This is a genomic window from Bradyrhizobium sp. AZCC 1721, assembly GCF_036924715.1.
Lineage (GTDB): Bacteria > Pseudomonadota > Alphaproteobacteria > Rhizobiales > Xanthobacteraceae > Bradyrhizobium.
Genome location: NZ_JAZHSB010000001.1, coordinates 354,768 through 374,873, shown reverse-complemented (window position 1 = coordinate 374,873; position 20,106 = coordinate 354,768). Strand labels below are relative to the sequence as shown.

Genomic DNA, 20,106 nt, shown 5'->3' with positions numbered 1-20,106 from the left:
GATGTGCAATTGCACATCTGAGGTCTGGTGCTTGCGCACCATCCCGAATGACGACTGGGAATGTGGGGCTAGCGACGACTAACCATGACAACAGGATGCCTGAACCTGTGACGGCTGGTATTGGTCACGTAGTCGCACCCAGTCCATCGGATACGGCAGGCCCTCCTCGTGACGCCCGAGCGGGGTGAGGTCGAGATAGTGATAGGCGGCATTCATCATGTCGAGGCCGCGCGAGAAACAGGAATAGGTGTGGAAGACGTTCCCGGCCTCGTCGCGGTAGAACACGCTGATGCCCGGCGCCTCTTCGCCGCCGAAGGGAGTCGTGCCGAAATTGTAGAGCGTTGCGCCTGACTTGAGCTGCTCGGGTGTGAACGAGACACCGTAATCGTAATTGAACTCATTTGCACCCGACGACAGCCAATCGAAGGTCCAGCCCATCCGCTGCTTGAATGCGGTAAGCTTTTGCAGCGGCGCGCGCGAGATCGCGACCATCGTGGTGTCGCGGGCGGCCAGATGCGGGATCATGCGCTCGAACCCGTCTGCCCAGAACGAGCAGCTCTTGCAGGCCTCGCTCCAGTCGGGCGCGAACATCAGGTGCTGCACCACGAGCTGGCTACGCCCCTTGAACAGGTCGCCGAGTGAAACCTTTCCGCCGGGCCCATCGAATACGTAGTTCTTTTCGACCCTGACCCAGGGCAGCGCGCGCCGTTCTTCGCTCAGACGCTCGCGCGCTCGGGTGTATTCCTTCTCATGCGCAAGGTGCGCCTTGCGGGCGGCGATCCATTCCTCGCGGGAGACGACGGGATGCGGCTGCATGATGGGCTCCTCTTGTTCAGGCCAGGTAGACTTCAAGCTTGCCGAGGAATTCGGTCCAGCCGCGCTGGTGATTGTCGCGCGCTTTCTCGTCGACGAACTGCGCGTGATTGAAGACGAGCAGCGAACCGCTTCCTTCCGGCCTGATCGAGATGGTGACCAGCGATTCCCGCTCCGGCGTGGAATGCCATGCCCAGCTAAACACCAACCGCTCGTTCGGAACGACCTCCCGATAGACGCCACCGACCTCGTTGTAATCGCCATTGGCGCGGAAGCTGATGCGGTAGCGCCCGCCGACGCGCAGATCGATGTCGGCCTTGACCGAGCCCTCCTCGACGGAGGTCGGCCCGAACCATTGCACTAGCTTTTGCGGGTCGGCCCACGCGGCGTAGACTTTTTCGGGCGCCGCGCTGAACCGGCGCGTGAGCGTGAGACTGGGGCGCGCGGCGAGTTCGCCGTCGCGGGCAGTATCGTGCTTGGCAAGGCTTGACTGGGTGGCCATTGGTCTTCCTCCACAAAAGCGGCAAGGCGGTCGAGCGCGTCGGACCAGAAGCGCCGGTAGCGGTTGAGCCAGTCCATCGCCTGCTCCATCGGCTCGGCGGTCAACCGGCACGCGACCGTGCGTCCGGTCTTTTCGCGCGCGATCAGGCCGGCATCGGACAGCACATCGAGATGCTTGATGATCGCGGGCAGCGACATCGAAAATGGCTGCGCCAGTTCGCTGACCGACAGGCTGTCTCGATCGCCGAGCCGCGCCAGCAGCGCGCGCCGGGTTGGGTCGGACAGTGCGGCAAAGGTGCGGTCGAGAACGTCTTCCTGATACTTAACCATAAGGTTTAGTATAGACGCAAACGAAACGCCGTCAAGCCGGCGCATGCATCACGAAGTCGGGAGTGGCGGAAGAGAGAGACACCGATGGCCGGATCGTTCAGCGCGAGCAGCGCTCTCGTCCGGCCATCATGCGGAAGGCTTGCGAGGCGCGATCAATAATCCCGATAAACCCGCATCCGCCGCTGCTGTTGCCCATAGGCGAAGCGAGGGTTGACGTTGCAGTAGAGCCCGCGACCCGACGCCGATGCCATGCACTGACCATAGCTGCTGTAGGAGCAGTCGCCAGGAATGCCGATCGTCCGACCCTGGAGGCAATAGGGATAGTCATACGCCGCCGCGGGTGAACTGCCCGCGACGGTGGCGACTGTCGCCACCGTCAGCGCCAATGTCGCTAGTATTGCACTGCGCATCTTCGATCTCCTTCACATGACGCAAGCCGCGTCGCCTTTGCCATAAAACACCGCGGCTGCGTCTATGTTCCGTGAGGAAGATCACTGCACCTTTTCGACCTTGGCTTCCTCGATCACCTTCTTCCACTTTTCGGTTTCGGCCACGATCATCTTGCCGAATGCCTCCGGCGGTCCGATCAGCGGCTCGCCGCCAAGCTCGGTCAGGCGGGCCTTGATCGCCGGCTCGGCGAGGATCTCGTTGATCTCCTTGTTCAGCTTGGCGATGACTTCCTTCGGCGTGTTCTTCGGTGCACCGACGCCGAACAGCGCGCTCGCCTCATAGCCGGGGATGGTGTCGGCAAGCACCGGCACATCAGGCAACAGCGGCGACTTTGTCGTGCTGGTGACGGCCAGCGCCCGCACCGAGCCGGCACGAACATGCTGGAGGATGGAAGGCATGTTGTCGAAGATCAGTTGGACCTGGCCACCGAGCAGATCGGTGATCGCGGGCGCGGCACCGCGATAGGGCACGTGCTGCATCTTGGCGCCGGACATTGCCATGAACATTTCGCCCGACAGATGCACGGACGTGCCGTTGCCGGACGAGGCCAGGTTCACCTTGCCGGGATTGGCCTTCACATAAGCGATGAACTCGGCGGCCGTCTTGGCCGGCACGTCCTTGTTGACCGTCATCACGTTCGGCACGCGATTGAACGCCGCGATCGGCGCAAGATCGCGGACCACGTTGAACTTCAGATTGGAGTAGAGCGTGGCGTTGATGTAGTTCGCGGGATTGACCAGCAGCAATGTATAGCCGTCCGGCTCGGCGTTGATGACGGATTCGGTCGCGATATTGTTGCCGGCGCCGGGCTTGTTCTCGATCACGAATTGCTGGCCAAGCCGTTCGGAGAGCCGCTGCCCGATCAGCCGCGCAATGATGTCGGTCGCGCCGCCCGGCGGATATCCGACGACCCATTTCACCGGCCGGGTCGGATAATCCGCCGCCGAAACGCTGCCGATCGAAGCGGCAGTGGAAAGGCCGATGACGGCCAGGCAAATCGCGGTACGGCGTGAAATCATAAAATTTCTCCTTGGAGGCCGGGGTTCAGGCCCGGTCCGTTTCTATTGAGGCCGGTTCCATTGAACCGAACGCGGCGCGCGTTGTAACAAACAAACCCGGGTGCGGCCAGTGGGGCGCAGCGTCTCCGACCGCGACGAAAGGATAAGGCATGTCTGTCAGGGTTAACGCTCTCGACCATCTCGTCATCAATGTGTCGGACGTGGCGCGTTCCGCCGAGTGGTACCGGAAGATCCTCGGCATGGAGGTCAAGGTGTTCGATCCCGGTCCGGGCAAAACGCCGCGGACTTCGCTGGTGTTTGGTGACCAGAAGATCAACGTGCGGCCGCGCGACGCCGACAAGGTCGAGTGGTTCACGGCCGACCACGAAACCGCCGGCAGCGACGATCTGTGCTTCCTGACGTCGAGCACGCCGGACGAAGTCGTGGCGCACCTGCAGGCCAACGGCGTCGCGATCGAGGAAGGCCCAGTCGCGAAGCAAGGCGCCCGCGGCACGCTGCGCTCGGTCTACTGCCGTGATCCGGACGGGAGCTTGATCGAGATTTCGTCGTACGAGGACAGGACGGGCTAAAGCGTAGGAATCCCGATTTGCGCCCCGCGCCGTCCGATGGCAGAACTACTCCCAAGCAAAAATCAAGGCGGCCGTAGAGCCGCGCGGGAGGAATCATGCCACTTTCGCAGGCCGCACCGGGCATTGTCGGACCGTTCGCAGGGCTCGACGTGCCGTGGCTGCTGCGGATGCGCGCCGAAAGCCGCCGCAACCATCCATTCCTGATCTGGGCGCCGTTCGAGGGGCCGGCGCGGAGTTGGTCTTACGGGGAATTCCACGAGCGCGTCGGCGCGCTTTCCGCTGGCCTTGCCAAGCGCGGCGTCAAGCCCGGCGAATACGTCCTGATCCATCTCGACAATTGCATCGAGGCCATGCTGGCCTGGTTCGCCTGCGTCGAACTCGGCGCGATCGCCGTCACCACCAACACCCGCTCGGCGGCAGCCGAGATGGAGTATTTCGCCGGCCATTGCGGCGCGGTCGCCGCCATCACCCAGCCGGCCTATGCCGAGTTGATCTCGGCCAATTGCCGCGACCTGCGCTGGATCGCCGTGATCTCGCACGACGCTGGCAGTACGCCGGCGCAAGTCGCGCCGCGCGGCGACAGTTTTGGGAAGCTCTTCGCCGACAGCGCCGACCGGCCACGCCGCGCCGCCGATCCGTTCGCGCCGTGCAGCGTTCAATATACCTCCGGCACCACGTCAAGGCCAAAGGCAGTGCTGTGGACGCATGCCAACGCATTGTGGGGCGCCAAGATCAACGCCGCGCATGAGGACCTGCATGCTGGCGACGTGCACCAGACCTATCTGCCGCTGTTTCACACCAACGCGCTGGCCTATTCGATGCTGGCCTCGCTGTGGGTGGGCGCGACCTGCGTGATCCAGCCGCGGTTTTCGGCGAGCCGCTTCTGGGGTGTGGCGCTCGAGCACAACTGCACCTGGACCTCGACGATTCCCTTCTGCATGAAGGCGCTGCTGGAACACGAGATTCCGAAGAGCCACAAATTCCGGCTGTGGGGCGCCGCGGTATCCGAGCCGCCGCCGTTTGCCGCCTTCGGCGTCAAGACGATCGGCTGGTGGGGCATGACGGAGACCATCACCCACGGCATCGTCGGCGAAGTCGACCAGCCCAATACGCCGATGTCGATCGGCCGCGCGGCGCCGGAATATCAGATCCGCATCGTCGAGGACGACGGCACGCCGACTGAAGTCGGCGACACCGGCAATCTCCTAATCAAGGGCATTCCCGGCTTGTCGCTGTTTTCAGAGTATCTCCACAACGAAAAAGCCACGCGCGAGAGTTTCGACGAGCACGGCTATTTCATCACCGGCGACCGCGTCTCGCTGCTCGAGAACGGTTTCATCCAGTTCGGCGATCGCACCAAGGACATGCTGAAGGTCGGCGGCGAAAACGTCGCGGCGTCCGAGATCGAACAGGTGATCGCGGTGGCGCCCGGCGTGCGCGAGGCCGCGGTGGTGGCAAAGAAGCACCCGATGCTGGATGAAGTGCCCGTGGTCTTCATCATTCCGCAAGCCGGCGTCGCGAGCGCCCCTCGCGATCTGCACGACACCGTGATGGCCGCCTGCAGGACCGCCCTCGCCGACTTCAAGGTACCGCGCGAAATTCACTTCGTCGACGAGATGCCGCGCTCGACGCTGGAAAAGGTCGCAAAGGCGGAACTGCGGAAGATGCTGGATAGCAGCACGTAGAGCGAGAGATCAATAATACCCAAACGCCACCGGGCGAAAGGCGTGCAGCAGATGCTGGTCGAGCTTGTCGCCCATTTCTTCCATCATGCCATAGGCCCGGGCGTGGGTGAACTGCAGCCGGTAGGCGCGCTTCTCGACGAGGGCCGCGTAGATATCCACGATCGTGGTCAGCCTCACGATGTCGCTGATCTCCTTGCCGCTCAGGCCGTTGGGATAGCCCGTGCCGTCGAGGAATTCGTGGTGGTGCAGCACCACGTCGAGCATTTCGGGCGGGAAGCCGCCTTGCGCGGACAGCGCGTCGTAGCCGCGGCGCGGATGCTGGCGCATCTCTTCCATCTCTTCCAACGTCAACGGGCCCGGCTTGTCCAGGATCGCCACCGGAATGAACGCCTTGCCGACGTCGTGCAGCAGGGCAGCGCGGGCGAGACGGCGCTGGTCGTCGTCGCGCATGCCGAGATGCTGCGCATACGCCACCGCAAAGCCGGTGACGAAGAGACAATGGCGATAGCTGCCGGTGTGGTGGCAGCCGACCGCAGTCAACCATTCCCGCAAGGAGGAATGCTTGATCGCCTTGAGAATCTTGCTTTCGGCCTCGACGATGTCGCTGAACTTTAGGGGAACGCCGGCCGGAAGCTTTTCGAAGATCTTGACCATCACGGCATGCGCCGCCTCGACGCCCCTGTTGAGGGCCTTGCCGCGATCGGTCTCGTCGTAGCCGTCGCTGTCCGGAAACGCGGCGCGGATCCGCTGCAGGATGCCTTGTGCATCGAACGGCCGCGCGATCGTGTCGGTGGCACCGAGCGCCCAGGCCTGCATCGATCCGTGGTGAAGCGCGTCCGCCAGCACGAACAGCCGCGGCATCTCGCGATAGGCCTCGGCCCGCAGCTTGTTGCGCACCAGTTGCACGCTCTCGGCGGAACGCAGGTTGATGTCGACCACGATGCCCGCAAGGTCCCGTTCCGGGCTGTCGGGAATGTCAGAAGTTGCGATGGTGTCGACCTGACCGACGGACCGCAAAATGCTGGCGAGTTCGCTGCTCTGATCGCTCCGATCCGAAGCGAGCAACAGCCGGCGCCTGGTCGCAGTCTTGTTGGTTGCGGATGTCATGAAACCCCAGACCCCTAGCGATGATGACTTGCAACCGAGGCTAGCGGATAAGGGGTTCCCCGAGGCTTAAGAGGCATCGTGAATTTAGGCTACTGTGAACGCTAAAATTTTAGCGATCTGGTTCGCGATGCGCCGCACCCGCGACGTCATCATCCGCGAGAGCGGATGTCTTGTCGAGCATTGGCATGCGATTGCCCACGTCGTTGCGCATGAGCCGCACCGTTGGTCTGAAGATGGCGCGTGAAAACGACTATGCCGGCAGCCCCATTTGCTTACGAAGGCTCTTGTCGAACATGCTCTCGGGAACAAAGCGGCGCAGCACGCTCACCCGGCCAGCCATCTTACCGCACGTGTATCGGAGACGAGGCGATGCTGTAGTCGCGGCCTCAACCACTCTCGTGGCGACGACTTCGGGCCTATCTGCCGTCTTCATCACGTCCTGCAGAACCGTGACCGCTCGCATTCGCGCCGAGCGGTATGCATCCAGTGCCTGATCCGGAAGCACCATGTTCTGTTCGAAGGAAGTGCTGGTATACGCCGGCTCCAGCAAGCAAACGCGGATGCCGAAGCTCCGTACCTCGTGATCGAGAGATTCCGAATAGCCTTCGAGCGCATGCTTTGTGGAGGCGTAGAGCGCCGAGAACGGCGCCGGTATCAGGCCAAGCACCGAACTTATATTGATGATCCTTCCACCCTGCCGAGCTCGCATGTGCGGCAGCACCGCATTGCTCATGCGCATGACTCCGAACAGGTTTACGTCGAACAGCGCCTGGGCTTGACCGATTGACGATTCCTCAGCTCCGCCCATCAGGCCGGTCCCGGCGTTGTTGACAAGAACATCGATCCTGCCCGTCGTATCGAGCACCTTGTCGACGGCAAGCTTCACCGAACCGTCATCGGTCACATCGCAGGCGACCATCGTAATGCCGTCGGGGCCGCTTGCGGCCATCCGTCGGCTGGTGCCGAACACGCGAAATCCGGCCTCGCGCAAGGCCTTTGCTGAAGCCAACCCAATGCCCGTGGAAGCCCCGGTCACAATCGCCACTTTACCGTCTTGCCGCATGAGGACCTCCGTCGACACGTTGAACAACAGTTTAGATTAAGGTATAACTATCACATGATGATCGTAATGCAATAGGCGTTCCGGCGCCGGAGGACCCCGCGATGCGCTACGCCAAGCGACAAAAAGAGATCTCGCACGAGCGAATTGTGAAGGCTGCAGCGAAAAGGCTCAGACGGGACGGCATTGCTGCCGCCGGAATGACCGGGATCATGGCGGAGGCAGGACTGACGAACGGCGGGTTCTACTCGCACTTCCGCTCGAAGAGTGACCTGGTCAGGCAAGGCCTGGAGCGAGCGCTCGCCGACCAACTGCAAAGCCTGGCCGAGCCCGACCCCAGGCCGGGCGCATTAGCTCACCTGATCCGTTCTTATTTGTCTCAGCATCATCGTGACCGGCCCGGCACCGGGTGTGCCTCCGCGGCGCTACTGCCCGAAATTGCGCGCCAGCCCCTCTCCATCCGGAAGGCTTACACCGCTCGGTTACGCACGCTTATCGACCAGATGGCGCGACGGTTGCCGCAGGAGAACTCCATCCCCGAAGCGCAGGATACAGCGATCGCGATCCTTGCCGTCTTCATCGGGACGCTTCAGCTTTCGCGCGCCGTCGATGACCCGGAGTTGTCAGACGCCATGCTTGCTGCGGGCATTCGTGCGGCAACGGCGCTTGCCGGCTTGGCCGACGGTTCGGCCGAACATGAAGGGGTACAAGGATGAAATATTAAAGCGGCGGAGATCGCGAGCCGATGCTGGTCGCTGTTTTGCTCATCGTTCGCTGGAGTAATTCGGGCTGTCGTCAACAAGCGGTCATGGCCTTGTCAAAGCGCTGATATGCCCCTCGCTTTCCGCATTTCCCATTCGCGATCAGATCGCGCTAGGATGCGGCCGACAATTGCATGGGAATTCCCAGGGAGCCGCAATGCCGACGATCGATCGCGACGGGGTCCGCATCTATTACGAGGTTCACGGCTCCGGCCCACCGTTGCTCTTGACCCACGGCTATTCATCGACCAGTGGGATGTGGCAGGGCCAAATCGCGGCCTTGTCGAAGCATCACAAGCTCGTGTTGTGGGACATGCGCGGCCACGGCCAGTCCGATTATCCCAGTGATCCCGCAGCCTATAGCGAAGCGCTGACGGTTGCCGACATGGCGGCGCTGCTTGACGCCGTCGGCACCGACAAGGCGATCGTCGGCGGGCTCTCGCTGGGCGGCTACATGTCGCTGGCGTTCTACCGTGCCCATCCAAACCGCGTCCGCGCGCTGCTGATCATCGATACCGGCCCGGGCTTCAAAAAGGACGAGGCCCGCGAGGCCTGGAACAAGCGCGCGAACGATACTGGCGATCGCTTCGAGCGCGAGGGCCTGGAGGCTTTGAAATCGGCCAGCCGCGAACGCTCCAGCGTCACCCATCGCGATGCGTCGGGACTGGCGCGCGCCGCGCGCGGCATGCTGACCCAGCGCGATGCCCGCGTGATCGAATCGCTGCCCGATATCAAGGTGCCGTCGCTGATCGTGGTCGGCGCCGACGACACCCCGTTCCTCGCCGCTTCCGACTACATGGCGGCCAAGATTCCGGGCGCGCAGAAGGTGGTGATCCCGGCTGCCGGCCACGCCGTCAACATCGACCAACCGCAGGCCTTCATCGATGCCGTGCTGCCGTTCCTCGACAGTCTAGATGCCAAGGCACCGCAGAAGGCCGCGTCATGAAGACAGCCGCAGTGGCCCTCGCCCTTATCGCAGGCAGCTTCACGCAAGCGGCCGCGCAGCACTTGCCGCCGCTCGGCGGCCCCTACCCGCCACCGTTCACTGAGACGCTGTCGAACAACATCCCGCTGGCGTTCGGCATGGAGACCGATGAAGCCGAACGCGCGCTCGGCGTCCCGCTCAATTACATAAGGGGCCGTCCCGGCGATGAAATCTTTCTCGCGTTCCGCAACGTCGGCGGCAGCGGGCTGTTCTACAAGAAGGACCGGCTCTATCTGCAATTTCGCAAGGGCAGGCTGGCCGGCTGGAAGGGCGACTGGGGTCACAACTGGATGTGGCAGTAGCCGACCCCAGAACATCGATCTCGTGCAACTCAAACGCAAATGGATGACCCGTGGGACAAGATATCGAACTGACGGCTTCGGACGGTTTCAAGCTGGGCGGCTATCGCGCCGATCCTGCAGGTCGGCCGAAAGCGGCGATCGTCGTGATCCAGGAGATTTTTGGCGTCAACCACCACATCCGCTCGGTGTGCGACCGATTGGCGGACGAAGGCTATGTCGCGATTGCGCCGTCGATTTTCGATCGCACGCAACCGAACTTCCAGTGCGGCTATTCGCCTGACGAGATTGCAAACGCACGAAAGTTCATCGCCAATCCGGATTGGGCCGCGATGCTGCGCGATACCCAGGCCGCGATCGACGCCGTGAAGGATGTCGGCCCGGTCGGCATCATCGGCTTCTGCCTCGGCGGCAGCATCGCCTATGCGGCAGCGACCAAATTGTCGGGCTTGTCTGCCGCAGTCGGCTATTACGGCGGCGCCGTTGTCCGCTTCGCCGACGACAGGCCGCAAGTGCCGACGCAATTGCATTTCGGCGAAAAGGATGCGGGCATTCCGCTAACCGACGTCGAAACCATCAAGGCCAAGCGGCCGGACGTCGAAGTCCATCTCTATCCCGGCGCGCAGCATGGCTTTCACTGCGACGAGCGCGCCAACTACGACAAGGCCAGCGCCGATATCGCCTGGCCGCGCAGTCTGGCGTTCTTTGAGAAGCATTTGAAGAAGTAGGACGCGCACCCTCTCCGCCGTCATTCCGGGGCGTGCTTTAGCGCGAACTATGGTGCGCAATTGCGCAGCTGAGAATCTCGAGGTTCCGGGTTCGCGTCTTCGACGCGCCCCGGAACGACGACACAAGTACCAGTGCCCCTGCTCACTCGCCCTTGACGCCGGTAGCCTTCACGACATCGGCCCATTTCGCGTGGTCGCGGAGCAGGACTTTCTCGAACGTTTCCGCCGATCCGCCCACCGGTATGAGGCTGAGCGTCTCGATCCCGGCGACGCCCTCGGGCGAGGCGATGATGCGGGCGAGTTCGTCCGAAAGCTTCTTCACGATCTCCTTGGGCGTTGCGGCAGGCACGAACACGCCGAGCCAGCCTTCGATTTCAAAGCCGGGGTAACCGAGTTCGCCCATCGTCGGCACGTCGGGCAACGCTTTCCTGCGCTTCTCGCCGCCAACCGCCAGCGCCCTGAGCTTGCCCGCCTTGATTTGCGAGCTCGCCGTGGTCAGGTCCTGGAACGCCGAGGTAACCGTGTTGGCGAGCAGGTCGTTCGTCAGCGGAGCCGAGCCGCGATAGGGGACATGGGTCATGTCGATATTGGCGGTCTTCTTGAGCAATTCGCCGTAGAGGTGGGACGTCGTGGCGTTGCCGAAGGTGCCGTAAGGCTTGCCGGGATTCGCCTTGGCATATTCGATCAGTTCCTTGACGGACTTGATCGGCTGCTGCTCGGGGACCACCAGAACGATGGTCGACAAGGCGATCTGGGTAACGGGCGCGAGATCCTTGAAGACATCGTAGGGCAGCTTCGTAACGAGGCTCGGCGCCTGAATGATCTGCGTGATGCCGACCAGCACGGTGTAACCATCGGGCTGTGCCTTGGCCACGTAGTCGTTGCCGACCACGCCGCCGCCGCCGGACTTGTTCTCCACGAGGACGGTCTGCTTCCACGACTCCGACAGCTTGTTGGCAAGCAGACGGGCGAGGACGTCGGTGGCGCCGCCCGCGGGATACGGCACGACGAAGGTGATGCGCCGGCTCGGATAGGGATCCGCCGCCGACACCGGATGCGAAGAGGCGCACAGGGCCGTCACGGCGATGGAAGCGAGCAACGCTGCCGCAGTCGCCGCGCGCACCACGCGGACCGGCAAGTGATAGTTCATGGTCATACTCCGGATTGCAGGCACTCAACCGACAAACCGGAGCGCCTCGATTCAATGACGCGGGTTTCTACATCGCTGCAGCGCAAGATGGAACATGCTTTCGAACGCATTCGGCGCATAGCGCCAATTCATCGCACCGAAGCGGCTCGAGGTGATGCAGAACGCAGCGTTCGCGCTCACGCACAACGGATGGTGAATTTTCTTGGTCAAATGCGAGGCATTTGCCTGACACAAATGCTCAGGAAACAAGCCCGGTCGAGATGACAATTCGATGATGGCGTGGCGCTTTAGAACCAGCGCTCGCTGACCAGCACGGTATCGCCGGGGCTGATCGGGCTGCCGGGCGGAACGACGAAGCGCGACGTGCCGGACGCATCGGCGTGGGTGACCGTGACACTGTCGCGGCGGGCGCGCGGCGAAAAGCCGCCGGCGATCGCCACCGCGCTCTCGACCGTCATGTTGGGGACGTAGGGATATTGCCCGGGTGCTGCGACCTCGCCGAGGATGAAGAATGGCCGATAGGCTTCGATCTCGACGGCGACCGATGGTTCCCTGATAAAGCCGGCGCGCAGTTTCGCTGAAATCGCCGCCGCCAGCCCCGCGGTCGTGCGGCCGCGCGCCCGCACCGAGCCGATCAGCGGCATCGTGATCGCGCCGCCGGCGTCGATCGCGTAGGTGTTGGTCAGGCCCTCCTGACCATAGACGACGACGCGCAGCTTGTCGCCGGCATCGAGATGATAGGCCGCGTCGTATCGCGCGGGCGCGGGTTCGGGATAGGCGACAGGCGCGGCAACGACGGCGGGTGCCGACGCCGTGCGTGGCGCCGCGGCAAAGGCGGCGCGAAGCGCGCCAATGGCGCCACCACCGGAATCGACCACGACCGTCCGCGGCGGTGGACTGTTGGGCTGGCCATAGGCCATCTGGTCGAGATCGCCTTGTGGTGCGACCGCAACCGGCCCGGTCGTGCGCATGCAGCCCGACAGCGCGAGCGCGGTGATGATCGCAGTGATCGGTATTCGAAACGCGCGCACAACCCGCACCTAGGCCATCCCTCAAAGCGAGACAGCTCTAGTCTTGCATCGGGTATGGTTAATAAACGGTTTTTTGGAAGGTCGAGTGCGACGACGGCGCTCAAAGCTCCCTCTCCCCGTTCTTCACGGGGAGAGGGAGAGAGAAGCAAGAATCAAGCACTCACGCCGACGCCGATCGGGCAGGACACGCCGGTGCCGCCTAGCCCGCAGTAGCCCGCCGGATTCTTGGCGAGATATTGCTGATGATAGTCCTCGGCGAAATAGAATTCGCCCGCCGGCGTGATCTCGGTGGTGATGGCGCCAAGGCCTTTCGCCGCCAGCGCCTTCTGGTACGTAGTCTTCGACGCGTCGGTGGCTTGGCGCTGCGCGTCCCCAAACGTGTAGATCGCCGAGCGATACTGGGTACCGACATCGTTGCCCTGGCGCATGCCCTGCGTCGGGTCGTGATTTTCCCAGAACGTCTTCAGGAGCTGCTCGTAGGTGATCATCTTCGGATCGAACACGACCAGCACCACTTCGGTGTGACCGGTGCGACCGGAGCAAACCTCTTCATAGGTCGGGTTGGGCGTATGCCCGCCGGCATAACCGACGGCGGTCGCATAGATGCCGTCGCCGAGCTCCCAGAACTTGCGCTCGGCGCCCCAGAAGCAACCCAATCCAAAAACTGCCTGTTCGAGGCCCGCAGGATAGGGTGGCTGAAGCTTGCGGCCGTTGACGAAATGCGTGGTTGCGGTCGGTATCGGGGTGGCACGGCCCGGCAGCGCTTCGGCTGCGCTCGGCAACGCGGTGGTCTTGCGCATGAACAACATGGAGTACCTCCAGGCGGGAGATCGGCGGACGCGACGACAGCATCGGCCGGTTGGACTTCTATATATGTCTTTACGCCTGTTGCCGCAGCCCTGTTACCTGGCCGAGGCCGGCGGCCGGCCAGGCTAGTCCCGCGAATAGCCGATCAACGGCTTGCGGGGCCGGAACAGGATCATCAGCAGAATGCCGACCACGCCCAGGACGGCGAATACCGGCTGGTCCAGCAGGACCTTCATAATACTGTCCCAGAGCCAGGGTGCGTTAGCCTCGATCCAGGTCCGGAACGCAAGTTGGCTGGACTGATGGACATCGTTCCAGAACTGGCCGAACCGGGTAAACCGCAGGGTCTGGTCGGCAACGAAACGGGCCCCGTCATAGACCATGAAGATGAATCCGCCGGCCAGAAGGAGCAGGCCGATAAGCCGGAAAAAACCGCGGATCATGGGTCACCTTATATCTGTCGCCCCCAAAGGCCGTCAGCCAATACCGGGGGCACCCCGGAAATTCAACCTCGTCAGCACCTTACGCGCCCCGTTTCGCCGCCTTTTCCGGCCTTTCGGGAAGCCGGAAAGCGTTGACGGTGCAGGATGCGCCCTCTATAAGACCCCCAATGGCGGCGGGCGCAATCCCGCCGCCGCTGTTCTTTGAGGAGCGCCGCTGCGGGAGCATTTTGGCTTCCGTCCATGGCATCCTCAAGAACGGCTTAGGTCACGAACACCCTGGAAAATACAACCAGCGATCACGCGATTTGAACGGCCGGCGCGCTCAAGGGCCGACCACCCGAGCGATGACAGCCGAAGGATAGTTGAGAACATGGCCAATACGACTTCCGCCAAAAAGGCGACCCGCAAGATTGCCCGCCGCACCATCGTCAACAAGTCGCGTCGCACCCAGATGCGCGGCGCGGTCCGGACCGTCGAGGAAGCGATCAAGAGCGGCGACCGCAATGCGGCGCTGGAAGCAATGAAGCGCGCGGAACCAGAACTGATGCAGGCGGCGCAGCGCAACATCATTCACAAGAACAATGCGAGCCGGAAGGTGTCGCGCCTGACGCATGCGATCGCCAAGCTCGCGAAGTGAACTGACAGAAATAGATATTCGTCAAAAGCCCGGCGCCGCCGGGCTTTTCTTTTTCTGCCATACCGGCGCATGAGCACGAGCACGAAATTCATTTTCGTCACGGACGTGCACCCTGTTGGATTTCGGACACACACCAAAGGCCGCGCGCCGGATCAACCGTGACAATTCAATTGTCTCGTTGCTGAGCGCCGGCTTGCGTGTCATATTTCGGGCACCCGTAGTTTTACGAGGTGCAACTTATTGCACCAGCGTTGCCGTGCGCATTTGCGCGAAGTGCGATCGCGGCGGCTGACCTGATCAGACAACACCCGCCTCTCCGCCGGCATCGCCGCGCGAGTTACCCTGCAAAAACAATTCCGAAAAGCTTCGTCTCGCTAGTCACTTATCCACATAGCGAGGACAAGCGTTTTGAAAATTGGTCCCGGTAACCAAGATTGTAACGGTTTCTTAAAAAATTTTGCGCGTGCGGCGAAAATTGTCACGATCGTTCGCGCCGCGGGATTCTCTGCGCTGATTCAAAAACTTGGTGTGGAGTGTCGCATTTGCAGTGTTGCAACACAGCCGAAGAGTCACGCGACATCGTCGAATCACGGATTGTCAGAAATCACGCTTGGTGTATTTGTTACTCGTTCGCGACGCTCAAGGCTCTCCTGACCAGCGCGGTATGAGACCCAAGAGCGGACGTGCAAATCGGCGGCGGTGTGCGCGTTAGCGACGCTTTCCAAGCGAAGCTGAGTTGGTAACTCATAGCAATATGAGGACGGTTGTTCTGTGTCTAAATTTCCCGACGTGGCGCTCACGTTTGAAGCGCGCTCCGGACAAGGGGAATAAGATGCTTGCCGACCATGCAGCGATTGGGAACGCGGAGCTCGTGAACGTGTTGAAGACGACAGACTGAGGTACGCGGCGGACGCAGCGGTCGGACAAGCGGATGTTCGGTAGCGGCAGACTGGCTTTGAAACACTGGTGATTTGGTTACTCGCCGCGCGCTCTCGCGGCGAGAGGGGGAGGTACTATGCTTTACGAAATCAACGCGACATTCGGCACGCTTATTTCCATCGAGACCGCTTCAGAATTCCTGAACAACGTTTTTGGCCGTCCCCCTACGCGAGCTCCACACCGAGCGTCGAGTACGCGCTGACCTCGCGGCAGCCTTCCACTCCATCCAGCCTTTGATCTGTGCAACGGCGATTCCGCCGAACGTTAGATCTGTGTCTGGTGGTTGAAGCGCCGCGCCGAGGTCAGGTCTGGCAGGAAACCTGCAAAGGTACCGCCAGCCGATTTCACAAGACACCATTACTCATTCAGAAAAGTTCTCAGGCAATGACAAATACGGAACAGGATCGCTGGTCGCGCGTGAAGGGGCGGTTGCGGACGAGTGTGGGCGAGGACGTCTACACGAGCTGGTTTGCGCGCATGGACCTCGAAGGCGTGCAGGACGAAAGCGTCCGTCTGTCGGTGCCGACCCGCTTTCTCAAGAGCTGGATCCAGGCGCATTACGCCGACCGTGTCCTGACCTGCTGGCAGGCCGAGATGCCGGAAGTACACCGGATCGACCTCACCGTGCGCACGGCGATGCGATCCGCCGCGCCCGTCAAGGAACCGACCGCGCCGGCCGATCAACGCCGTATCGAGCAGATCAATGGCCGGCCCGCGCCTGAACTGCGCGCCACCGCCACTGCGCCGGTGTCCGCCAGCCATGATGCGCTCGGCGGCTCTCCGCTCGACCCGCGCCTGACCTTTGCAAGTTTTGTCATCGGTCGCTCGAATACCCTCGCCCACGCGGCGGCTCGCCAGGTTGCAGAAGGCCGCCGCGGCGATCCCGTGATGTTCAACCCGCTCTACATTCACGCCGGCGTCGGCCTCGGCAAAACCCATTTGCTGCAGGCCGTGACATGGGCCGGCAATTCGGGGAACGAGCGCAAGGTGCTCTATCTCACCGCCGAGAAATTCATGTACGGCTTTGTCGCTGCGCTGAAGACACAGACGGCGCTGGCGTTCAAGGAGGCGCTACGCGGCATCGACGTGCTCGTGATCGACGACCTGCAGTTCCTGCAGGGCAAGTCGACCCAGGCCGAGTTCTGCCACACGCTGAACGCGCTGATCGATGCCGGACGTCAGGTGGTGATCGCCGCCGACCGCCCGCCGTCCGATCTCGAGAGTCTGGACGACCGCGTGCGCTCGCGGTTGGCTGGCGGTCTCGTTGTCGAGATGGGCTCGCTCGGCGAGGAGCTGCGGCTCGGCATCCTGAAATCGCGCGTCGCAGCAGCCCGCGCGCATCATGCGAGCTTCGATGTGCCGGAGGCAGTGCTGGATTATCTGGCGCGCACCATCACCCACAACGGCCGCGACCTCGAAGGCGCCATCAACCGCCTGCTCGCCCATTCCAAGCTCAACGCCCAGCCGGTGACGCTGGAAATGGCCGAGCGCGAAGTGCGCGACCTGATCCGTCCGCAGGAACCGAAGCGGATCAAGATCGAGGACATCCAGCGGGTTGTCGCCCGGCAATACAATGTCAGCCGTTCGGACCTCTTGTCATCGCGGCGGACCGCGAACGTGGTTCGCCCGCGCCAGGTGGCGATGTATCTGGCAAAGACGCTGACACTGCGTTCGCTGCCCGAAATCGGCCGACGGTTCGGCGGACGCGACCACACTACGGTGCTGCACGCCGTGCGCAAGATAGAGGCACTGGTGGCCCGGGATATCGCGCTGTCCGAAGAGGTCGACTCTCTGAAGCGGCAATTGCAGGAATAGCGCCTATGGCGTTTTTGAGCGAAGCATGTCCCTCGGACTTGATCCGTGGATGGTTACCGGTTCGCGTGAAGAAAACGCGTCAAAACACGAATCTAGAGCATCGGTTCTGATTCAGTCAGAGCCGATGCTCCAGCAGGGAACAGGATCTGGCTCCTCCCCAGCCTCTCCCGCCCACCCAACTCGGGTAAACCCGAGTTGGGTGGGCGGGAGAATTTTTTTCTGCCGCCAATTTTCGCCGCAAAAGTGGGGGAACGGCGGCCTGCCTCCCTTGCACCGGCGCCCCATCCGCGCCACCTTGCGGTCCCCCCGGGGGTTTGATCAAATCCGGTCCTGATCCGGCTTTTCGGGTTTCCTAATGCCGCGGCGCTGCCTTGACGGGCCGCCCGGCTTTTCCATCTCTGGCGGATATTGCAATGAAGGTCACCGTCGAACGCGCGCAACTGCTGAAATCGCTGGGTCACGTCCATCGCGTGGTCGAGCGCCGCAACACCATTCCGATCCTCGGCAATGTGCTGGTCCGCGCCGAAAACGCCAGGCTGTCGCTGAAGGCTACGGACCTCGATCTCGAGGTGACCGAAACGCTGGCGGCGGAGACCGGAACCGCCGGCTCCACCACCGTGCCGGCGCATATGTTCTATGACATCGTCCGCAAACTGCCCGACGGCGCGCAGATCGTGCTGGAGGCCGACGGCGACCGCTCGGTGATGGCCATCCGCGCCGGCCGCTCGCGCTTCACCCTTCAGACCCTGCCTGAAAGCGATTTCCCCGATCTCGCCGCCGGCGACATGACGCATTCGTTCTCGCTCGCGGCTGCCGACGTCAAGCGCCTGATCGACCGTACGCAGTTTGCGATCTCGACGGAAGAGACCCGCTATTACCTCAACGGCATCTACCTGCACACGGCCGGCAGCGCCAAGGCCGCGACGCTGCGCGGGGTTGCGACCGACGGACATCGGCTGGCGCAGATCGATCTGGCGCTGCCCTCCGGCGCCACCGGCATGCCCGGCGTGATCGTGCCGCGCAAGACGGTGGGCGAGGTGCTGCGGCTGATCGAGAACAATGAAGCCGAAGTCAAAATCGAACTGTCGCAGGGCAAAATCCGCTTCACCCTCGGCAATGTCGTGCTGACCTCAAAGCTGATCGATGGAACCTTCCCGGATTATGGCCGCGTCATCCCGCAGAACAACGACAAGGAACTGATCGTCGACAAGAAGGATTTCGAGGCGGCGGTAGATCGTGTCTCGACCATTTCGAGCGAGCGCGGCCGTGCCGTAAAGCTGGCGCTGTCCGCCGGCAAGCTCGTGCTGTCGGTGACCAATCCGGATTCCGGCAGCGCCACCGAAGAGCTCGAAGTCGAATACGCCTCCGACGCGCTCGATATCGGCTTCAACTCGCGCTACCTGCTCGACATCGCCGCCCAGATCGAAGGCGAAGTCGCCGTGCTCCGCCTCGCCGACCCCGGCTCGCCGACCCTGGTACAGGACAAGGACAACAAGGGCGCACTCTACGTGCTGATGCCGATGCGGGTGTGACCCCTTCTGGCGAGACGCGCACTGATCGTCCCGCTCCTCTTGGAGGAGAGGGTGGCACACGACAAGAATCCAACTGTCATACCCGCGAAGGCGGGTATCCAGTAATCGCCAGCCTCAGTGAAAAAATCGAGCAGCTCGGCGTACTGGATTCATCCGCCTTCGCGGATGATGACGACAGAGGTTGCCGCCATTTTTCTGAATCTTGGCAATGACGAGTGGCTATGACCCCGTCCCGTATCCATCGGCTCTCGCTCACACATTTCCGCAATTATCGCGCGGCGAGCGTGCAGGTGCGCGGCGATATGGTGGTGCTGGTGGGGCCAAACGGCGCCGGCAAGACCAATTGCCTGGAGGCGATCTCGTTTCTGTCGCCGGGACGCGGCCTGCGGCGCGCGAGGCTGGAGGATGTCGCCGACAATCAGGGCGACGGCTCCTGGGCGGTATCGGCCGAGGTCGAGGGCGCGCTGGGGCTTGCCACGCTCGGCACCGGCATCGACGCGCCGGGAACAGAGGCCTCGTCCAGCCGTCGCTGCCGGATCGACCGCGAGCCGGTGGGTTCGGCGGCGGCGTTTGGCGATCATTTGCGCATGGTGTGGCTGACGCCGGCGATGGACGGCCTGTTCCTTGGCGCGGCCTCGGAGCGGCGGCGCTTCTTCGACCGCCTGGTGCTGGCGATCGACAGCGAGCATTCCAGTCGCGTTTCCGCGCTGGAGCGCTCGCTGCGTTCGCGCAACCGTCTGCTCGAAGTGCGCAATTATGACGACCATTGGTGTGACGCGATCGAGCGCGAAACTGCCGAACTGGCGGTTGCGGTTGCCGCCACGCGCGGCCAGACGGTGACTAGACTGGCGGCGATGCTGCGTGAACGTGGCGCGGCTTCGGCCTTTCCGTCGGCGCAGATCATGCTCGACGGCTGGATGGAGAATGCGCTGGTCAATGAATCCGCAACCGCCGTGGAGGATCGCTACCGCGATATCCTGCGCGCCAGCCGCGCCCGCGACGCCGCCGCCGGCCGCACGCTGGACGGGCCCCATCTCACGGACTTGCAGGTGATCTACGCACCAAAAAACATGCCGGCCCGCGACGCCTCCACCGGAGAGCAAAAGGCGCTGCTGATCGGGCTGGTGCTGGCCCATGCCACGCTGGTCGCCGAGATGACCGGGATCGTGCCGCTGCTGCTGCTCGACGAAGTCGTCGCGCATCTTGATCCCGTCAGGCGCAAGGCGCTGTTCGATGAACTCGCAAAGCTCGGCGCGCAGATCTGGATGACCGGCGCCGATCCGGCAGCGTTCGTCGACATCGGCGAGACCGGCGAGATTTTTGACGTCGAGTCTGGCCAGGTGAGCCGCCGTACCTAGAAGCTGTTCAACGCCTCGCAACAGACTGCCATTTCGCATCGCGCGGCGTCCAAAAATCCGGCGATCGAGAGCGCAGAACAGGCCCCC

The 20,106-nt window shown here is 62.7% G+C and carries 22 protein-coding genes; 10 read left to right on the top strand and 12 right to left on the bottom strand.

Annotated elements, in window-relative coordinates:
• Positions 1-78 precede the first annotated feature (78 nt).
• The 5 genes from V1273_RS01790 to V1273_RS01770 form a co-directional block, all read right to left on the bottom strand.
• On the bottom strand, positions 79-816 hold the full coding sequence (locus V1273_RS01790; protein ID WP_334408521.1) for a DUF899 domain-containing protein: 738 nt from the start codon (positions 814-816) through the stop codon (positions 79-81).
• Between the two features lie 16 nt (positions 817-832).
• Positions 833-1,174, bottom strand: a complete 342-nt coding sequence (locus V1273_RS01785) for an SRPBCC family protein (RefSeq protein WP_334412150.1) — start codon at positions 1,172-1,174, stop codon at positions 833-835.
• A complete protein-coding gene (locus V1273_RS01780) occupies positions 1,174-1,644 on the bottom strand; it encodes an ArsR/SmtB family transcription factor (protein WP_334408520.1) in 471 nt (156 codons plus the stop codon). The genes V1273_RS01785 and V1273_RS01780 overlap by 1 nt, the downstream gene beginning before the upstream one ends.
• A gap of 152 nt (positions 1,645-1,796) precedes the next feature.
• Positions 1,797-2,054 carry a DUF3551 domain-containing protein gene (locus V1273_RS01775; RefSeq protein WP_334365971.1) on the bottom strand — a complete coding sequence of 86 codons (258 nt, stop codon included), beginning with the start codon at positions 2,052-2,054 and terminating at the stop codon, positions 1,797-1,799.
• 81 nt (positions 2,055-2,135) lie between these two features.
• Positions 2,136-3,113, bottom strand: coding sequence for a Bug family tripartite tricarboxylate transporter substrate binding protein (locus V1273_RS01770; protein WP_334408519.1), 978 nt, complete (start codon positions 3,111-3,113; stop codon positions 2,136-2,138).
• 149 nt (positions 3,114-3,262) lie between these two features.
• Here V1273_RS01770 and V1273_RS01765 point away from each other — a divergent pair, with 149 nt between their 5' ends.
• On the top strand, positions 3,263-3,682 hold the full coding sequence (locus tag V1273_RS01765) for a VOC family protein (RefSeq protein ID WP_334365969.1): 420 nt from the start codon (positions 3,263-3,265) through the stop codon (positions 3,680-3,682).
• Positions 3,683-3,777: 95 nt separating this feature from the next.
• A complete protein-coding gene (locus V1273_RS01760) occupies positions 3,778-5,367 on the top strand; it encodes an AMP-binding protein (protein ID WP_334408518.1) in 1,590 nt (529 codons plus the stop codon).
• Between the two features lie 9 nt (positions 5,368-5,376).
• On the opposite strand, the gene V1273_RS01755 is transcribed toward V1273_RS01760, so the two are convergent.
• Together V1273_RS01755 and V1273_RS01750 are read right to left on the bottom strand one after the other, a co-directional pair.
• Positions 5,377-6,474: an HD-GYP domain-containing protein gene (locus V1273_RS01755; protein WP_334408517.1), complete on the bottom strand. Its 1,098-nt coding sequence runs from the start codon at positions 6,472-6,474 to the stop codon at positions 5,377-5,379.
• Between the two features lie 250 nt (positions 6,475-6,724).
• The gene (locus tag V1273_RS01750) at positions 6,725-7,537 is read right to left on the bottom strand and encodes an oxidoreductase (protein ID WP_334412149.1); all 813 of its coding nucleotides are present in this window, start codon (positions 7,535-7,537) and stop codon (positions 6,725-6,727) included.
• A 101-nt stretch (positions 7,538-7,638) separates the two neighbouring features.
• Here V1273_RS01750 and V1273_RS01745 point away from each other — a divergent pair, with 101 nt between their 5' ends.
• From V1273_RS01745 to V1273_RS01730, 4 genes are all read left to right on the top strand, one after another.
• The gene (locus tag V1273_RS01745; protein ID WP_334408516.1) at positions 7,639-8,250 is read left to right on the top strand and encodes a TetR/AcrR family transcriptional regulator; all 612 of its coding nucleotides are present in this window, start codon (positions 7,639-7,641) and stop codon (positions 8,248-8,250) included.
• 202 nt (positions 8,251-8,452) lie between these two features.
• Entirely contained in the window at positions 8,453-9,241 is a 789-nt protein-coding gene (locus V1273_RS01740; protein WP_334408515.1) for an alpha/beta fold hydrolase, read from the top strand.
• On the top strand, positions 9,238-9,582 hold the full coding sequence (locus tag V1273_RS01735) for a hypothetical protein (RefSeq protein ID WP_334408514.1): 345 nt from the start codon (positions 9,238-9,240) through the stop codon (positions 9,580-9,582). Before V1273_RS01740 ends, V1273_RS01735 begins: the two co-directional genes overlap by 4 nt.
• A 50-nt stretch (positions 9,583-9,632) precedes the next feature.
• Positions 9,633-10,307 (top strand): dienelactone hydrolase family protein, encoded by a 675-nt coding sequence (locus V1273_RS01730; RefSeq protein ID WP_334408513.1) that lies wholly within the window; start codon positions 9,633-9,635, stop codon positions 10,305-10,307.
• A 142-nt stretch (positions 10,308-10,449) separates the two neighbouring features.
• Here V1273_RS01730 and V1273_RS01725 read toward each other — a convergent pair whose 3' ends face one another.
• The 4 genes from V1273_RS01725 to V1273_RS01710 all read right to left on the bottom strand — a co-directional run bounded on the left by V1273_RS01725 (position 10,450) and on the right by V1273_RS01710 (position 13,738).
• Positions 10,450-11,457 carry a Bug family tripartite tricarboxylate transporter substrate binding protein gene (locus tag V1273_RS01725; RefSeq protein WP_334365962.1) on the bottom strand — a complete coding sequence of 336 codons (1,008 nt, stop codon included), beginning with the start codon at positions 11,455-11,457 and terminating at the stop codon, positions 10,450-10,452.
• A 287-nt stretch (positions 11,458-11,744) separates the two neighbouring features.
• The gene (locus tag V1273_RS01720; protein ID WP_442894052.1) at positions 11,745-12,497 is read right to left on the bottom strand and encodes a polysaccharide biosynthesis/export family protein; all 753 of its coding nucleotides are present in this window, start codon (positions 12,495-12,497) and stop codon (positions 11,745-11,747) included.
• 143 nt (positions 12,498-12,640) lie between these two features.
• Complete coding sequence (msrA, locus tag V1273_RS01715; RefSeq protein WP_334408511.1) at positions 12,641-13,297, bottom strand: peptide-methionine (S)-S-oxide reductase MsrA; 657 nt, start codon at positions 13,295-13,297, stop codon at positions 12,641-12,643.
• A gap of 123 nt (positions 13,298-13,420) precedes the next feature.
• Positions 13,421-13,738 carry a hypothetical protein gene (locus tag V1273_RS01710; protein WP_334365961.1) on the bottom strand — a complete coding sequence of 106 codons (318 nt, stop codon included), beginning with the start codon at positions 13,736-13,738 and terminating at the stop codon, positions 13,421-13,423.
• 370 nt (positions 13,739-14,108) lie between these two features.
• Between V1273_RS01710 and rpsT the strand changes: the two genes are divergently transcribed.
• On the top strand, positions 14,109-14,375 hold the full coding sequence (gene rpsT / locus V1273_RS01705; protein ID WP_028347803.1) for a 30S ribosomal protein S20: 267 nt from the start codon (positions 14,109-14,111) through the stop codon (positions 14,373-14,375).
• A 21-nt stretch (positions 14,376-14,396) separates the two neighbouring features.
• On the opposite strand, the gene V1273_RS01700 is transcribed toward rpsT, so the two are convergent.
• Entirely contained in the window at positions 14,397-14,579 is a 183-nt protein-coding gene (locus tag V1273_RS01700; RefSeq protein WP_334365960.1) for a hypothetical protein, read from the bottom strand.
• Positions 14,580-15,698: 1,119 nt separating this feature from the next.
• Here V1273_RS01700 and dnaA point away from each other — a divergent pair.
• The 3 genes from dnaA to recF all read left to right on the top strand — a co-directional run bounded on the left by dnaA (position 15,699) and on the right by recF (position 20,019).
• On the top strand, positions 15,699-17,129 hold the full coding sequence (gene dnaA / locus V1273_RS01695) for a chromosomal replication initiator protein DnaA (protein WP_334365959.1): 1,431 nt from the start codon (positions 15,699-15,701) through the stop codon (positions 17,127-17,129).
• Positions 17,130-17,542: 413 nt separating this feature from the next.
• On the top strand, positions 17,543-18,661 hold the full coding sequence (gene dnaN, locus V1273_RS01690; RefSeq protein WP_334408509.1) for a DNA polymerase III subunit beta: 1,119 nt from the start codon (positions 17,543-17,545) through the stop codon (positions 18,659-18,661).
• A 221-nt stretch (positions 18,662-18,882) separates the two neighbouring features.
• Positions 18,883-20,019, top strand: coding sequence for a DNA replication/repair protein RecF (gene recF / locus V1273_RS01685; protein ID WP_334408508.1), 1,137 nt, complete (start codon positions 18,883-18,885; stop codon positions 20,017-20,019).
• The last annotated feature ends 87 nt before the right edge of the window (positions 20,020-20,106 follow it).

What these genes read in the sequence shown, in the direction of transcription:
- V1273_RS01790 (WP_334408521.1), bottom strand. Translation starts at nt 816, where the DNA reads ATGCAGCCGCATCCCGTCGTCTCCCGCGAGGAATGGATCGCCGCCCGC.
- V1273_RS01780 (WP_334408520.1), bottom strand. Translation starts at nt 1,644, where the DNA reads ATGGTTAAGTATCAGGAAGACGTTCTCGACCGCACCTTTGCCGCACTG.
- V1273_RS01775 (WP_334365971.1), bottom strand. Translation starts at nt 2,054, where the DNA reads ATGCGCAGTGCAATACTAGCGACATTGGCGCTGACGGTGGCGACAGTC.
- V1273_RS01770 (WP_334408519.1), bottom strand. Translation starts at nt 3,113, where the DNA reads ATGATTTCACGCCGTACCGCGATTTGCCTGGCCGTCATCGGCCTTTCC.
- V1273_RS01765 (WP_334365969.1), top strand. Translation starts at nt 3,263, where the DNA reads ATGTCTGTCAGGGTTAACGCTCTCGACCATCTCGTCATCAATGTGTCG.
- V1273_RS01760 (WP_334408518.1), top strand. Translation starts at nt 3,778, where the DNA reads ATGCCACTTTCGCAGGCCGCACCGGGCATTGTCGGACCGTTCGCAGGG.
- V1273_RS01755 (WP_334408517.1), bottom strand. Translation starts at nt 6,474, where the DNA reads ATGACATCCGCAACCAACAAGACTGCGACCAGGCGCCGGCTGTTGCTC.
- V1273_RS01750 (WP_334412149.1), bottom strand. Translation starts at nt 7,537, where the DNA reads ATGCGGCAAGACGGTAAAGTGGCGATTGTGACCGGGGCTTCCACGGGC.
- V1273_RS01745 (WP_334408516.1), top strand. Translation starts at nt 7,639, where the DNA reads ATGCGCTACGCCAAGCGACAAAAAGAGATCTCGCACGAGCGAATTGTG.
- V1273_RS01740 (WP_334408515.1), top strand. Translation starts at nt 8,453, where the DNA reads ATGCCGACGATCGATCGCGACGGGGTCCGCATCTATTACGAGGTTCAC.
- V1273_RS01735 (WP_334408514.1), top strand. Translation starts at nt 9,238, where the DNA reads ATGAAGACAGCCGCAGTGGCCCTCGCCCTTATCGCAGGCAGCTTCACG.
- V1273_RS01725 (WP_334365962.1), bottom strand. Translation starts at nt 11,457, where the DNA reads ATGAACTATCACTTGCCGGTCCGCGTGGTGCGCGCGGCGACTGCGGCA.
- msrA (WP_334408511.1), bottom strand. Translation starts at nt 13,297, where the DNA reads ATGTTGTTCATGCGCAAGACCACCGCGTTGCCGAGCGCAGCCGAAGCG.
- V1273_RS01710 (WP_334365961.1), bottom strand. Translation starts at nt 13,738, where the DNA reads ATGATCCGCGGTTTTTTCCGGCTTATCGGCCTGCTCCTTCTGGCCGGC.
- rpsT (WP_028347803.1), top strand. Translation starts at nt 14,109, where the DNA reads ATGGCCAATACGACTTCCGCCAAAAAGGCGACCCGCAAGATTGCCCGC.
- V1273_RS01700 (WP_334365960.1), bottom strand. Translation starts at nt 14,579, where the DNA reads ATGACACGCAAGCCGGCGCTCAGCAACGAGACAATTGAATTGTCACGG.
- dnaA (WP_334365959.1), top strand. Translation starts at nt 15,699, where the DNA reads ATGACAAATACGGAACAGGATCGCTGGTCGCGCGTGAAGGGGCGGTTG.
- dnaN (WP_334408509.1), top strand. Translation starts at nt 17,543, where the DNA reads ATGAAGGTCACCGTCGAACGCGCGCAACTGCTGAAATCGCTGGGTCAC.
- recF (WP_334408508.1), top strand. Translation starts at nt 18,883, where the DNA reads ATGACCCCGTCCCGTATCCATCGGCTCTCGCTCACACATTTCCGCAAT.